Origin of the sequence: Streptomyces sp. NPDC049813, from assembly GCF_044465085.1 — a bacterium.
Lineage (GTDB): Bacteria > Actinomycetota > Actinomycetes > Streptomycetales > Streptomycetaceae > Streptomyces.
On record NZ_JBITLI010000001.1, the window covers coordinates 678,230 to 691,883 of the forward strand.

At 74.7% G+C, this 13,654-nt stretch carries 13 protein-coding genes; 4 read left to right on the forward strand and 9 right to left on the reverse strand.

Annotated features, from left to right (window positions below; all coding sequences use genetic code 11):
• Window positions 1-21 precede the first annotated feature (21 nt).
• Genes ACIBW6_RS02995 through ACIBW6_RS03010 form a run of 4 tightly spaced genes read right to left on the reverse strand, consistent with a single transcriptional unit; the run spans window position 22 to window position 3,736 of the window.
• Window positions 22-501: a carboxymuconolactone decarboxylase family protein gene (locus ACIBW6_RS02995; protein WP_399055896.1), complete on the reverse strand. Its 480-nt coding sequence runs from the start codon at window positions 499-501 to the stop codon at window positions 22-24.
• A complete protein-coding gene (locus tag ACIBW6_RS03000) occupies window positions 498-1,580 on the reverse strand; it encodes a dihydrodipicolinate reductase (protein WP_399055898.1) in 1,083 nt (360 codons plus the stop codon). Before ACIBW6_RS03000 ends, ACIBW6_RS02995 begins: the two co-directional genes overlap by 4 nt.
• Window positions 1,581-1,619: 39 nt before the next feature.
• Entirely contained in the window at window positions 1,620-2,474 is an 855-nt protein-coding gene (locus ACIBW6_RS03005) for a fructosamine kinase family protein (protein WP_399055900.1), read from the reverse strand.
• A 5-nt stretch (window positions 2,475-2,479) separates the two neighbouring features.
• On the reverse strand, window positions 2,480-3,736 hold the full coding sequence (locus tag ACIBW6_RS03010; protein ID WP_399055902.1) for a benzoate/H(+) symporter BenE family transporter: 1,257 nt from the start codon (window positions 3,734-3,736) through the stop codon (window positions 2,480-2,482).
• A gap of 137 nt (window positions 3,737-3,873) precedes the next feature.
• On the opposite strand from ACIBW6_RS03010, the gene ACIBW6_RS03015 reads away from it, so the two are divergent.
• Window positions 3,874-4,407, forward strand: a complete 534-nt coding sequence (locus ACIBW6_RS03015) for a helix-turn-helix domain-containing protein (protein WP_399056411.1) — start codon at window positions 3,874-3,876, stop codon at window positions 4,405-4,407.
• A 16-nt stretch (window positions 4,408-4,423) separates the two neighbouring features.
• Here the strand turns inward: ACIBW6_RS03015 and ACIBW6_RS03020 are convergent, their stop codons facing one another.
• Both ACIBW6_RS03020 and ACIBW6_RS03025 read right to left on the reverse strand, forming a co-directional pair.
• A complete protein-coding gene (locus ACIBW6_RS03020; RefSeq protein WP_399055904.1) occupies window positions 4,424-5,965 on the reverse strand; it encodes a PstS family phosphate ABC transporter substrate-binding protein in 1,542 nt (513 codons plus the stop codon).
• A 110-nt stretch (window positions 5,966-6,075) separates the two neighbouring features.
• Window positions 6,076-6,585, reverse strand: a complete 510-nt coding sequence (locus ACIBW6_RS03025) for a hypothetical protein (protein ID WP_399055906.1) — start codon at window positions 6,583-6,585, stop codon at window positions 6,076-6,078.
• 300 nt (window positions 6,586-6,885) lie between these two features.
• On the opposite strand from ACIBW6_RS03025, the gene ACIBW6_RS03030 reads away from it, so the two are divergent.
• Entirely contained in the window at window positions 6,886-7,830 is a 945-nt protein-coding gene (locus ACIBW6_RS03030) for a GlxA family transcriptional regulator (protein ID WP_399055908.1), read from the forward strand.
• Window positions 7,831-7,914: 84 nt separating this feature from the next.
• Here ACIBW6_RS03030 and ACIBW6_RS03035 read toward each other — a convergent pair whose 3' ends face one another.
• Both ACIBW6_RS03035 and ACIBW6_RS03040 read right to left on the reverse strand, forming a co-directional pair.
• Window positions 7,915-8,967 (reverse strand): NAD-dependent epimerase/dehydratase family protein, encoded by a 1,053-nt coding sequence (locus ACIBW6_RS03035; protein WP_399055910.1) that lies wholly within the window; start codon window positions 8,965-8,967, stop codon window positions 7,915-7,917.
• A 129-nt stretch (window positions 8,968-9,096) separates the two neighbouring features.
• Window positions 9,097-9,729, reverse strand: coding sequence for a DUF6629 family protein (locus tag ACIBW6_RS03040; protein WP_399055912.1), 633 nt, complete (start codon window positions 9,727-9,729; stop codon window positions 9,097-9,099).
• A 101-nt stretch (window positions 9,730-9,830) separates the two neighbouring features.
• Between ACIBW6_RS03040 and ACIBW6_RS03045 the strand changes: the two genes are divergently transcribed.
• The gene (locus ACIBW6_RS03045; protein ID WP_399055915.1) at window positions 9,831-10,334 is read left to right on the forward strand and encodes a MarR family winged helix-turn-helix transcriptional regulator; all 504 of its coding nucleotides are present in this window, start codon (window positions 9,831-9,833) and stop codon (window positions 10,332-10,334) included.
• Window positions 10,331-12,970: an FUSC family protein gene (locus tag ACIBW6_RS03050; protein ID WP_399055917.1), complete on the forward strand. Its 2,640-nt coding sequence runs from the start codon at window positions 10,331-10,333 to the stop codon at window positions 12,968-12,970. The genes ACIBW6_RS03045 and ACIBW6_RS03050 overlap by 4 nt, the downstream gene beginning before the upstream one ends.
• A gap of 85 nt (window positions 12,971-13,055) precedes the next feature.
• Here ACIBW6_RS03050 and ACIBW6_RS03055 read toward each other — a convergent pair whose 3' ends face one another.
• Window positions 13,056-13,505, reverse strand: a complete 450-nt coding sequence (locus ACIBW6_RS03055; protein ID WP_399055919.1) for a GPI anchored serine-threonine rich family protein — start codon at window positions 13,503-13,505, stop codon at window positions 13,056-13,058.
• Window positions 13,506-13,654: the final 149 nt, after the last annotated feature.

The following is a 13,654-nucleotide window of genomic DNA, read 5'->3' on the forward strand; positions in this document are numbered from 1 at the left end:
GCCACGGCCGCCCCGGGCGGTTCAGGGCTTGGGCAGGGCGCACACCGCGTCGAGTCCGAGGACGTGGTTGAGCCGGCCGAACGCGAGCCACGAGCCGATGGCCATGCTCAGCTCCACGATCTCGGCCTGGCTGTAGTGGGCGGTCATCCGCTCCCAGAACGCCTCGTCGAGCCCGTGATGGTCGAGGGTGTAGCGCTCCGCGTACTCGGCGGCCAGCCGGGTCCGCTCGTCGAACGCTGCGGTGGAGGCCCACTGTTCCACCGCGTCCGCGAACGACTCCTCGACCTTCTCGCCGTCCCGCTCGGTGCGCCAGTCCAGGCAGAACAGACACCCGTTGATCTGCGCCACACGCAGCCGCGCCGCCTCGAACTCCCGCAGGCCGAGCGAGGAGTGGTCGTACACCGCCATCGAGAACTGGGCGGCCGCAGGACCGATCCCGGGCACCATCTCGCCCCACACGTACGGGATCGGCTCCTCGCCGTCCGGTATGTCGATCCTCATGACTGCTTCCTCCCGAGTCGGCCGGTGGCGGGGAGCACGGGCACGTCGAGGGCGTCGTAGAGCCCGGGCGGTGCGGTCAGCAGCCACTCGACGGCGCCGACGAGCCGCCCGACGGCGGTCGCGTTGCCGCCCGCCGCGTGGTTGCCGCCCTCGTCGGTGGCCTGCACGGTGACCTCGATGTGCGGGCGGCCCTCCACGATGACGCGGTGCGCGCCGGCCCCGCCGCCGGGCGGCACCGGCCAGTCGGGCGCGCACGAGGGATGGATCCGGGTCACGTGCTCGACGACGAGCCGCACCTGGCCGTCGACCACGCCCCGCACCTCGAAGCGGACCGCGCCCTGGGTGCCCGCGGCGAAGTCCCCCATGGCGGCCGTCGTCACGTCGGTGTCCAGCGGGCGGCGCTCCACCGCCTCGCGGATCTCGTCGAGCTCGACGCCGAGCGCCCGCGCCATGAGCCGCAGCTGCCCGCCCCACACCATGGTGGGCACGGACTCGGCGAGCATCAGGGGTTCGTACGCCATGGGGTGCCCCATGCCGACGAGATGGCGGACCGACTCCTCCTGGTCGTACGTCGAGTAGTCGAAGATCTCCTGGCAGCGCAGGACGTCGACGCGGGTGCCGAGGCCGCTGACCAGGAGGGGCAGCACGTCGTTGGCCCAGCCCGGGTCGACGCCGGAGCAGAAGAGGCTGCCGCCGCCCGCGTCGATCGCGGCGCGCACCGGACCGGTGAACTCCACGGGCGCGCCGCGAGGGTCGTAGAGGGGGTAGAGGGCCGGGCTGACGACGACCGCGCCGGCGCGCAGGGCGCGGCAGATGTCGGCGAGGGCCTCGTCGGGGCGCAGTTCGCCGGAGGCGGCGTAGAACAGGGCGCCGGGCCGGGCCGCGAGCACCGCGTCGACGTCCGTCGTCGCGGTGACACCGAGGGCGTGGTCGAGACCGGCCAGGGCGCCCGCGTCGCGGCCGTCCTTGGCGGGGTCGTGCACGAGCACGCCGCAGAGTTCGAGACCGGGGTGGGCGTCGACGGCTCGGATCGCCGCGCGGCCCACGTTCCCGGTGCCCCAGACCACCGTGGAAGTCATGCGCCGGAGAGTAACCTGACGTGCCGTCAGTTCATAGTCCTACCGCGCCAGTTGACTCCTGGCCGCGGTCAGGGCCTGCTCGGCGTAGCCGCGGCCGAAGAGCACCGTGTGCACCAGCAGCGGGAACAGCTGGTGCAGCGGGACGCGCTCGCGCCAGCCGTCCGCGAGCGGCCGTGCCTCCTGGTAGCCGTCGACGATGCGGTGCAGGTGCGGGGCGCCGAACAGGTGCAGCATCGCGAGGTCCGTCTCGCGGTGGCCGCCGTGGGCGGCCGGGTCGATCAGCCACGCGGCGCCGTCCCGATCCCACAGCACGTTGCCGGTCCACAGGTCGCCGTGGAGCCGGGCCGGCGGCTCGGCCGGTCCGGCCAGGGCGGGCAGCCGGTCGGCGAGCCGCTCCAGGGTGGCGGCCTCGGCGGCGCGCAGGGCGCCCTTGTCCACGGCGAGCCGGACGTAGGGCAGCACCCGGTGCTCGGCGTACCACGCCGGCCAGTCACCGCCCGGCTCGTTGCGCATCGGGGCGAGCCCGACGAACGCGTCCGCCGGGCCGCCGGGCGGTGGCGCGCCGAACGCGGCGGCGCCCGCGTCGTGCAGCGCCGCCAGCTCCCGGCCGAACCGCGCCGCGCCCGCGGCGTCCGCCCGCCCTTCGGTCACCCGGTCGGTGACCAGCCACGCGCCGTCGTGTCCGTGCACCGCCGGAACGGCCACGCTTCCCGCGGCGGCCAGCCACCGCAGCCCGGCCGCCCCCGCCGCGAGGGCCGCGGGCGGGTCGGCGTGCTTGACCATCACCGCGCGCCCGTCGTCGAGCACGATCTCGCTCAGCGCGGGGGAGCGGCGGTGCTCCTCGACGGCCCGCCGCCCGGTGTGCCGCGCGGCGGCGACTGAAGGGTGGGACATGCGTCTCAGCGTACGGCCGGGGGCAGATCGCCGACGGGACGCGCGGCGGGCTCGGGAGCGGCCGGGACCGGCGTCCGGCGGCGGCCCACGGTCGTCAGGGCGCTGGTGAGGACCCCCGCGAGCAGGCCCCAGAACGCCGAACCGATGCCGAGCAGCGTCACGCCGGACGCCGTGGCGAGGAAGGTGACGGCCGCCGCCTCACGGGCACGCGGATCGCTCAGCGCCGAGGCGAGCGAGGCCTCGATGGTGGCGAGCAGGCCGACGCCGGCGACCCCCAGCACCAGCGCGTGCGGCATGGCGGCGAGCAGCGTGGCCACGGTCGCGCCGAGCAGCCCCACGCACAGGTAGAAGAAGCCCGCCCACACCGCCGCGAGGAAACGCCGCTCGCGGTCCGGGTGGGCCTCCTCGCCGGTGCAGATCGCCGCGGTGATGGCCGCCAGGTTGATGCCGAACGCGCCGAACGGGGCCAGGACCGCCTGGACCGCGCCGGTCCACGTCAGTACGGGCGAGACGGGCACCTGGTACCCGGAGCCGCGCAGCACGGCCACACCCGGCAGGTTCTGAGAGGCCATGGTGACGACGAAGAGCGGCACGCCGACGCTGACGAGCACCTTCCAGTCGAACTCCGGGACGGTGAAAACGGGATGTGCCAGGGAGAGCCGCACCTTCTCCAGGTGCCAGCCCCCGGTCAGGACGGACGCCGCGACCCCGCCGCCCAGGGCGAGCAGCACCGCGTACCGGGGAAGGAACCGGCGCCCCAGCAGGTAGAGGACGAACATCGGGAAGGCGAGGGCGAAGTGGCCGTCCATCTCGGCGAAGAGCCCCGTGCCGAACCGCAGCAGCACCCCGGCGAGGAGCGCCGCCGCGAGCGGCACGGGGATTCGGTCCATGGCGCGCGCGAACCAGCCGGTCAGCCCGCTCAGCAGGATCAGCACCGCGCTGAACACGAACGCGCCGACGGCCCGTCCCATCGACACCCCGCTGAGCCCGGTGGCCAGCAGGGCCGCGCCCGGCGTCGACCAGGCGGTCACGACCGGCGCCCGGAACCGCAGCGAGAGCCCCGCGCAGGTCACGGCGAGGCCGATGCCCAGGGCGAGCATCCATGACGAGATCTCCCGTGCGTCCGCCCCGGCGGCCCGCGCGGCCGTGAAGACCAGGGCGGCCGAACTCGTGACGCCGACGGTCACGGCGAGGAGCCCCGCCACGACGGCCGAGGGCGGCGCGAGGGCACGCAGGCGGGCGAAGGCAGAGGTAGCGGACATGGCGGGTCTCTTCCGGGCGGTGTGGCGAGCAGCGTTCCATAAACGGAACGTTCCGTATGTGGAACACTAGGGACCGCGACGGTGAACCGTCAACAAGCGTGGACGGGCCGCAGACGGGCGTGGACGGGAGCACGGTGATGGGCCTCAACGACGAGGTGGGACGCAGGCTCAAGGCGCTGCGCGCACGGCGCGGCCTGTCCCTGTCGGAGCTGGCCCGCCGCTCGGGCGTCGGCAAGGGCACCCTCTCGGAGCTGGAGGGCGGCTCCCGCAACCCGACCCTGGAGACGCTCTACGCGCTGACCACCGCGCTCGGCACCCCCCTCAGCGCCGTCCTGGACGATCCGCCCGCCGACGTGCGCGGCGGCGGGGGCGGCGTCTCCGGCACCGCCGTCACCGCGGTGCTCCTGGAGCGGTACGAGGACGCGCAGGCCGCCACGGACGTCTTCCGCGTCACCATCGCCGGAGGTGCCACCCAGGACTCGGCCGCGCACGTCCCGCACACCACGGAGAGCCTCATGGTGCTCTCCGGCACCGCGGTCGTCGGCCTGCCCGAGGCGCCGCAGACGGCCGGTCCGGGCGCTCACGCCCACTGGCGCGCCGACGCCCCGCACCGCTACGCCGCACCGCACGGCGACGCCCACGGCATCCTCTTCGTGCGGTACCCCAGGTAGCGCGGTCCGGCCGGGATCAGTCGATCGCCCCGCACACCCGCAGACCCACCGGCGTCCCGCACGGCAGATGGCCGTGCGTGGCGACGACCCCCTTGCCCGTGCCGTTGTCGACGGCGTACGCCAGGAAGCTGGACGCCAGCGAGTCGGCGGGCGGCCGGCCGTACGTGTAGGCGTACTCGATCTCCCGGTACGGGTAGCCGCTGGATTCCAGGCGGTCCAGGTCGGGCGCGTGCCCGTCGAGGGTGACGCGGTGCAGCCCGCGCGGCGCCTCCGGCGGTGAGGCCGCCCGCAGTTCGCTGTAGCCGACGGCGCCGGGGGTGCGGGCGACCGTGTCGAGGACCTGCTCGGTCGAGTCGAGCTCGCAGCGCAGCACCGGCGTGCCCCGGCCCGTGCGGCTGACGCAGTCGTCCGAGGAGGCGGGCGGTTCGTCGGCGCCGCCGAGGACCCGCGCGGAGAGGGCGGAGCGGGTGCCGGAGCCCGAGGTGCGGCTGACGAGGACCACCGGCAGGTCGGGCCCGCCGATCCGGGACCAGTTGCGGATCTCGCCGCGGTAGAGACGGCGCACGTCGGCCACGGACAGGTCGGTGAGCCGGATGTCGTCGTGCACGACGAGGGTGAAGAGCGAGACGGCGACGCGGCTCTCGGCGAGCCGGTTGTAGCTCGCCGGGCGCGGCCCGTCCGAGAACGCGACGACGGCCGCGTCCTGCCCGGGGCCGCCGCCGGTCAGGGCGAGTTCCCTGACCCCGGTGCGGCTTCCGTGCGCGGCGACCGTGATCTCCGGCTCGCCACCGCAGTGGTCCCGGTACTTCTGCGCCAGTTCGGTCATCACCGGCGCGAAGGCCGTGGAGCCGGTCAGCCGCAGCGAGCCGGACTCGCAGTCCCGCGGCAGCGGCGGCGGCAGGGCCAGCGGCAGGGTCGCGGAGGCGATCAGGGCCAGGCCGAGGACGACGGTGGTCCACCGGGCGTGCTTGCTGAAGACCGGCGGCTTCTCGTCCGGGGTGAGGCTGTGGTTCTCGTGGAGCGTGCCGTCCTTCAGGTCGCCGGTGACGGTGACCCGGTCACCCTCCCGGCCGCCCGTCAGGAGCACCAGGATCTTGTAGTGCGCGCCCGGCTTGAGCGGGACACGGGGGATGCGCAGGGTGCTCGGGCCGGCGACGAGCAGCCCGGGCTGGTCGTCGAAGTAGCCCATCAGATTGGCGTGTTCGTCCGGCAGCGTGACGTCCTGGGCCTCGATGCGCCGCCCCGGGAACTCGGCGGTCAGCCCGTACTGCGTCGACGGATCGATGTAGTCGGACTCCTCGACGTGCCGTGATCCGTCGTTCTCGATCCGCAGCAGGACGAGGGTGGCGTCCCGCATCGCGGGCAGGTCGTTGAAGAGGCCGAGCCGCGGATCGTCCGCGCTGACCTGCCCGTTGTGCCCTATGGCGATGTCCATCTGCTTGCGGAAGCCGATGCGTCTGCTGCGCCGCGCGCGCCGGTCCGCGACGAACGGCGTGACGATGGAGACGGCACCGAGCAGCAGACCCGCGGCGGTCAAGGAGATCTCGAGCCAGCCCATGGGCCGACGGTACGGACCGGACCCGCCGGGTGTCCGGTCCGGTCGCGGAGCTTCGCCCGCTGTTCCTCAGGTGTTCAACCTCGGGACCGGGGTCCGGGCCCGGACGGGCGTCACGCGCTTGTGGTGGAGCCGGGACGGATGATCATCAGCACGGTGACCGTCGCCCAGAGGAGGTTGAACACCCCGGTGTAGGCGGCGAGTTGGCGGGCGGCCCGGGGGAGCGGTGCGCGAGCGGGCTCGCGCACCGCGTCGAGCGCCGCCTCCTGGGCGGGCAGGACGAGGAGGGCCAGGACGGCGGCGGCAGCGGCGGTCAGCAGGATCGACACGATCAGCCAGACGCTGCCGAGGACCCCGAGGCTGCTCGCCGTCGCGAACCCGAACAGTGGGACCGCGACGCCGACGAGCGCGTAGACCCGGCAGATGCGGTGCAGTACGCCCAGGGCCGGTACCGGGGGCTCGGGGGGCGGCGCGGCGGTCCCCGCCGCCGGGGCGGGGTGCGCGGCGACGGGAGGGGCGAGGGCCTGGCGCAGGTACGCCGGGAACATGCTCGCGGCGACCGCGACCGGCCCCACGGTCAGGACGGCGGCCAGGACGTGCAGAGTGAGCAGCAGCTTCGTCATCGTCAGTGGCCCGCGCCCTCGGCGCGGCACCCGCCGCTGACCTGTGAGGTGGGCAGGGAAGAGAAGGCGAGCTGGACGTGCATGGGAGGGGTTCCTTCGCGTGCGACGGGCCCGTTCCGTGCCGGGCTCACCACCGACGCTAGCCAGCGACACCGCGCCCGCCCAGTGGCATTCTGGACGGTGGGCAACGGATTATTGCCAGCGCGGCGACCGCGGTGTCCGGCCCTTCAGGGTAGTCAGAGAGCCATTGGCAGGTCATTCATGCGTGGCGGTATCCCGTCGCCGCGGTATCTTCTCGCCATGCACACTGTTGCCGTCCTCGCTCTGGAGCAGGTCATCCCCTTCGACCTGTCCACGCCCATCGAGGTCTTCGGCCGCACCCGTCTCCCCGATGGTCGGCCGGGCTACCAGGTCCGGGTCTGCGCCGAGCGGGCGGAGGTCGACGCGGGCACGTTCACCATCCGGGCGCACCGGGGTCTCGAAGGGCTCGAAGGGGCGGACACGATCGTCGTCCCGGGCACGGCGGCGCCCACCGCGCCGCTGCCGTCGGCCGTCCGCGACGCGCTGCGTACGGCGGCCGCACGGGGCACGCGGATCGCCTCGGTCTGCTCGGGCACCTTCCCTCTCGCCGCCACCGGTCTCCTGGACGGGCTGCGCGCGACCACCCACTGGATCGCGGCGGACCTGCTCGCGGACGCGTATCCGCGGGTCGAGGTCGACCCCGACGTCCTGTACGTCGACAACGGGCAGTTCCTCACCTCGGCGGGGGCCGCCGCGGGCCTCGACCTGTGCCTGCACATGGTCCGCCGCGACTACGGCTCAGCGGTGGCCGCCGACACGGCCCGGCTCTCCGTCATGCCGCTCGAACGGGAGGGCGGCCAGGCGCAGTTCATCGTCCACGACCACACGTGCGCCCCCACGCCCCAGGGCGCCTCCTTCGAGCCGCTGCTCGGCTGGCTCCGGGACCACCTGGACCACGACCTCGCCCTGGCCGACATCGCCGCCCGGGCCGGCGTCAGCACCCGCACGCTCATGCGCCGGTTCCGCGAGCAGACCGGCACCACGCCGTTGCAGTGGCTGCACCGCGCCCGCATCCGGCAGGCCCAGCACCTGCTGGAGACCACCGCGCATCCGGTGGAACGGATCGCGGCCCAGGTCGGGTTCGGCTCGCCCACCGCGTTCCGCGACCGCTTCAAACGCACGACGGGGGTCAGCCCGCAGGCGTACCGCCGGACGTTCAGCTAGGGCGTGTTTTGAAAGTCCCGCCTGCCCCGCGGCGTCCGGCACGCACGCTCGCGGCGTTGCCGAAGCGCCCGAATAGCTCCGCTATTAGGACGCTCCGGCGCCTTGCGATCGCACGCACCGGACGCCGCGGGGCCCGCCCTTCGGGCGGACGACGGGACTTTCAAAACACGCCCTAGCCGCCCCGGCACCGGACCGGGCGGCGAGCCACGTGCCGTACCAGGCGAGGGTGGCGTCCAGCGCCTCGGCGAGGGGCGTGGGGCGGACCCCGAACCGCTCCTCGAACGCGGCCGAGGCCATGATCTGCGCCTCGGTGTGCTGGTAGAACATCTCGGCGTACTCGGCCATGAACTCCTCGTCGAACGGGCCGAACGCCCGCGGCTCGGTGATCGCGGTCAGCCGCATCGGCCGCCCGGTGCGAGCCGCCACCATCGCCAGGATCTCGCGGGTGGACCGGGCGGGGGCCGTCGGCAGGTGCCAGACGCGGCCGTCGCCGTCGGGGCGTTCGCCGAGCGTGGCCAGGCCCGCCGCGACGTCGCCGATGTACGTGTAGCTGTGCGGCAGGTCGATGTCGCCAAAGGCAGGCACCTCGCCGCCGGTCAGCGCCGCCGGGAAGACGGCGCCGCCGAGCGTCGAGTTCACGACGCCGGGCCCGAAGAAGTCGGCCGGGCGGGCCAGCGCCACGCGGGCCCGCCCGGCCCGGTGTGCGGCCAGGTACTTCTCGTCGAGAGCGGCCCGCATCCGGCCCTTGCGCGAGGTCGCCCGCCACGGCGACTCCTCCGTCATCACCGCGCCGCCCGTCTCGCCGTACGGGTACAGGGTGTCGAGCACGACGAGGCGCGCCCCGCTCTCCTCCACCGCCCCCAGGACGGCTTCCTGGATGCCCGGCAGCACGGCGACCTGGAGGGGATAGGCGACGTTGACGCAGTGATGGACGACGGCGGCGCCGGCGACGGCGGCCCGCGCGCCCGCGGCGGTGCCGACGTCCGCCGCCAGGCGCTCCACGCCGGCCGGGGCGGGGCCCTCGCCCTTGCGGTCCACGAGGCGTACGGCGTGGCCGCGGCGCGCGAGTTCAGCGGCGAGCGCGGTCCCGGCGGGGCCCGAGCCGAGGACGGCGTGCGGAGCCTGGGTGCTGGTCATGACGGTGATCCCTTCGACGGCCGCCAGTGCGGCGGAAACGCGGCATGAGTGCTTCTCGCTTATGTTAGATAATCTAACTCTCACGTATGGCTGTAGCAAGAGGGTGGCCGGCGGCGGAGGGTGCGGCGCTCAGTCGGATGCGGGGGTGCGCCCGGTGCGGCGCACCCAGGCGTAGAGCGCCACGGAGCAGATCGCCGCACAGGCGCACCAGGTGGAGATGAACTCCCAGCGCCACAGTGCCGCGCAGCCGGCGGCGGCGACCGCCACCAGGCAGCCGAGCAGGATCAGGCCCGCCTCGCCGGCAAGGAGCAGTGAGCCGATCGTGGCGACGAGGTAGCCGGCGATCAGCCATCCGGCGTGCGGCAGGCCGATCTCGTAGGCCATGGTGTGGCCGCGGACCGAAGCGGTGACGGGCTTCGTCGCCACCACGTACGCGAGGGCGACGGAGGTCGCGAGGCCGCACGCGAGCGGGAGGGTGAGCCGCCGACGGGTCCGGCGCGGCGCCACGCACAGCACTCCGGCGGGGACCCAGAGCGGCAGCAGCGGGAGGGCGATCACCGCCCAGGCGACGACCGCCGGGCCCTGGCCGCCGCCGTCGTCCCAGATCGCCGCCTCGACGATCTGGTGGGCGCCGAGCAGCAGCGGCAGGGCCGCCAGGGGCAGGGTCCGCGGGCGGGTGCGGGCGGCGCGCGCCACGCAGCCGACCCCCACCGCGGCGATCGCACTGCCGGCCACGAGATCGGCGGTCGCGCTCCAGCACATGCGGGCCACGCTACGTTCCGGGGGCGGGCGCGGCCCCCGCGGCGCGGCGCGGGCGTGCGGCCCGATTAGGTATTTGTATCCAGCATGTATATAATTTCCATATGCAACTATCCCCGGAGTCCATCAGAGCCGAGGGAGCAGGAGCGATCGACCGCGGTGAAGCGGACGGGGCCGCGCGCATCGAAGGCGCCGCCCGTGGCCTGCTGCGCGGGCTCGGACAGCTGACCCAGGCCCTGTTCCGGGCCGGGGACTACGCCCTCACCCGCAGCCAGGTCGCCCTGCTGGACGCCCTCGAACCGGGACCGCGCCGGGTCACCGAGCTCGCCGCCGCGACCGGCATGGCCCAGCCGCGGGTCACGGTCATGCTGCAGAAGCTCGAAGAGGCCGGACTCGTCCAGCGGCAGCGCTGCGCGGACGACCGGCGGGCCGTGCGCACCTCGCTCACGCCCGCCGGGCGCGACCTGCTCGAACGCGGCCGCCAGCGGATGGCCGGGGCCCTGCTCACCGCCCTCGACGGCGGCATCGACCACTCGGAGCGGGCGGTCAAGGCCGCCCGGGACGCCATCGCCGTACTCGTGAACGCCGTGGAATCGGAGCCCAGTTGACCACCCCGGACACCCTGCCGGACACCGCCGCACCGCACCCGGCCACCGCCGCGGACCTCGCCCCCCACCGGGTGGCGGGACCGCGCAGACGGTGGGACTGGGTGCTCGCGGCCGACCCCGGACTCGGCCAGCTGCAGGCGGGCTGGCGGTCGCTGGTCGCCATGGTCACCTCCCTCGCCGTCGGCTACGCGATGGCCGAGGCGCTGAGCATCCCGGCCATGATCGGCATGATGGTCGCCGGGATGATGGGCCTGATGAGCGCCTTCGCGGTCGCCGAGAACACCTGGGACCGGCTCGCCCGCGCCATCTTGTGGATGCCGTTCCCCTACACCGCCGTCCTCTGGCTGTGCGCGACGCTGAACGGGCAGCGCGTCCCGCAGATGATCCTGATGATCAGCGCCCTCGCGCTGACGTTCTTCCTCGCCAGGTTCGGGCCGATGGCCCTGATCACCGGCATGATGCTCTTCAACGGCCTGATGGTCGGCATGCTCGCGGGCATCCCGGCCGCCCTCGTCGGCAAGGCCTTCGCCGTCGCCCTCGTCGCCGCCGTCGCGGTCCTCGCCACCCGCCTCCTGCTCTGCTACCCGATGCCCCGCGAGGACCTGCTGCGCACCCAGCGCGCCTTCGTCGTGGAGGCCAGGAGGGTGGCGGACGCCGCCGTCGACGCGCTCGACCCCGACGCCGACCCGGAGCGCGCCGTCCGCCGCATGGACCGCGCGCTGCGCCGCCTGAACATCACCACCGTCACCATCGACGGCCGCCTCGCCCAGCCCGAGGTGGCCGCCGATCCGGCCACGGCCGAACTGCTCCACCGGCACCTCTTCGACGCCGAACTCGCGCTGCGCGGCATCGGCCAGGCCACCGCGGAGCTGACCCGGCGCCCCGTCCCGGCGCCGCTGCGCGAGGCCCTCGCCGTCGGCCTCGTCCTGGCCCGCGACACCCCGCTCGGCCAGGCAGACGGGCTCCGCCCGGTCGCCGCCCGCCTCCAGGAGCGCGCCGAGGCGGTCCTGCGCGACCCGGCCGCCCCCGCCGACGACGTCGAGGCCGCCGTGCTCGCCCGCCGCGTCGGGCACCTCCTGGACTCGCTCGCCGCGTCCCTGCACGACTGGCTGGCACTGGGGCGGACCACGACGGCCGGCCCGGCCGACGTGCCCTTCCAGCCGACCGTCGCCCTGGAGAACAACCGGCTGCCCGGTTCGGCGGGACCCGCCCGGCGCGTCCTCGCCGCGGGCACCGAGTCCGGCTGGCGCCGCGTCATCCCCTTCGTCCGCGTCCCCGTGCACGCCGCCGTCGCCGCCGCCATCGTCTGCCCCATCGCCGACGCCATCGACCCGCGCCGCTTCTACTGGGGCCTGGTCGGCGTCATGATCACGCTGTTCGGCACCAACACCACGCACGAGCGGCTGCGCAAGTTCGGCCACCGGATGGTCGGCACCGCGATCGGCGCCGTGCTCGGCATCGTCGTCCTGCACCTCATCGGTCGCGACCACGTCTACGCGACGCTCGCCGTCATCGTCGCCGGACTCACCTTCGGCGCGTGGGGCATGCAGCGCGCCTACGCCTGCTGGGTGACCGGGCTCGTCATCGCCCTCGTCCAGCTCTACGGCCTGACCACCCCCGACAGCGGCATGAACCACCTGCTCGGAGAGCGGCTCCTCGACAACGGCATCGGCGTCCTCGTCGCCACCGCCTGCGCCGCGCTGATCTTCCCGCTCTCCCGCCGCACGGTCGTCAAGGAGGCCGAGCGCGGTTACGTCGACGCGCTTGCCCAGGTCGTCATGCAGGTCGAACAGCGCTGGTCGCGGCCGGAGGAGCCGGTACGGCTGCGCGGCGCGGCCCGCGCCGTGGACGCCGCGCTGATCCAGGTGCAGAGCGTCGTACGCCCCCTCGTGCGGATGCCGGTCGGCGTGCGCGGGCCCGCCGCCGAGCACCGGGCCGCCCTCCTCGCCACGGCGACGGGACACGCCCGCGCCCTGGCCGCGGCCGCGGACATCGACGTCGACCTGGCACCCCGCCTCGCCGACCGGGCCCGGCTGATCACCAGCACCCTGACCGCCTCCCTCAAGGAGCTGGACCGCTTCTTCGCGAGCGGCGAACCGGAGGGGGCCGGGGCCTGGCGCCGGGTCAGCCCGCTCGTGCGCGAACTGGAGGCCGAACTCGCCCCGGCCCCGCCCGGCCCCCGCGCCCGGCGCCTGGGGACCGCGCTGCGCGAACTCGACGCCCTCGACGAGACGCTCGCCGCCTACGCCGAGCAGGCCGGCCTGCCGGTCGCGGCCGAGGGCCGCACCGGTACGGCGCCCGCCGCGCCCGGACAGCGGCGCACCCGCCCCGCGCCGGTGACCCGGGACGAGCCCGCCCGCCGGGCACCGGCACCCGCCGGGACCGCCCGGGTCGAGGGCCGCGTGCGGTGCGGCGCGCACCCCGAGGGCTGCCCCGCCTGGGTCACGGTGATCAGCGCGCGCGGCAAGCGGCTCGCCAAGGCGCAGGTCACCGCGGGCGGCTACCGCGTGGAGGCGCTGCCCACCGGTACGCACACCCTGGTGATCTCCGCGTCCCGGCACACCCCGCGCGCCGAACTGGTCACCGTGGCGACCTCGTCGGGAACGGTCCGGCACGACGTCGAGCTGGGGTCCTGAGGCCGCTCGGCGCCAGGGCCAGGGCCAGGGTCAGGGCCAGGGACATGGACAGGGACAGGGCCGGGTCCGGCGGGGGCGGGGCCGGTCAGCGGGCCTCGGGGCAGCCCGGCAGGGTCAGGCAGGGCCGGAGCCGTGACGGCACGGGCCGCCGGTCGCGGCTCGGCGGCCCCTGGTTCGCGTCGGTGACGGTGAAGGCCGGGCTGTAGGCGCGTTTCCCGCTGTCGTGGGCGGCGACCTCGACGGCGTAGCCCTTGTCCGCGCGAACGTCGGGCAGCACCGTCGCCTTCTCGCCCGAGGCGGCGGCGCTGACCTTGGCGGCGAGCTGGGACACCCGGACCTTGTCGCCGTGCACCAGCCACATGTCCACCTCCTGCCCGGTGCCGTTGTGCCAGGTCACGAGGACACTGGAGCCCGAGCGGTGCTCGGATCCCGCGGTCGGGGCGGTCACCGTGAGGTCCTGGCCCGACTCGGTGGCGGCGGCCAGGGGGAACAGCAGCGGGACGGCGGCGAGGGCCAGGAATCCGGTGCGGCGCATGCGACGACCTCGTTCCGGTAGGGGACGCGGCGTACGCCGCACGGTCAGCCCTCCCACCCCCGCATGATCACCTAAGGGCTCGGCGGGCAGCGCCACCCCAAGAGGTACGCGGGTGTGCCCGAAGCGGCCCACCCGACTGGACAGACGGT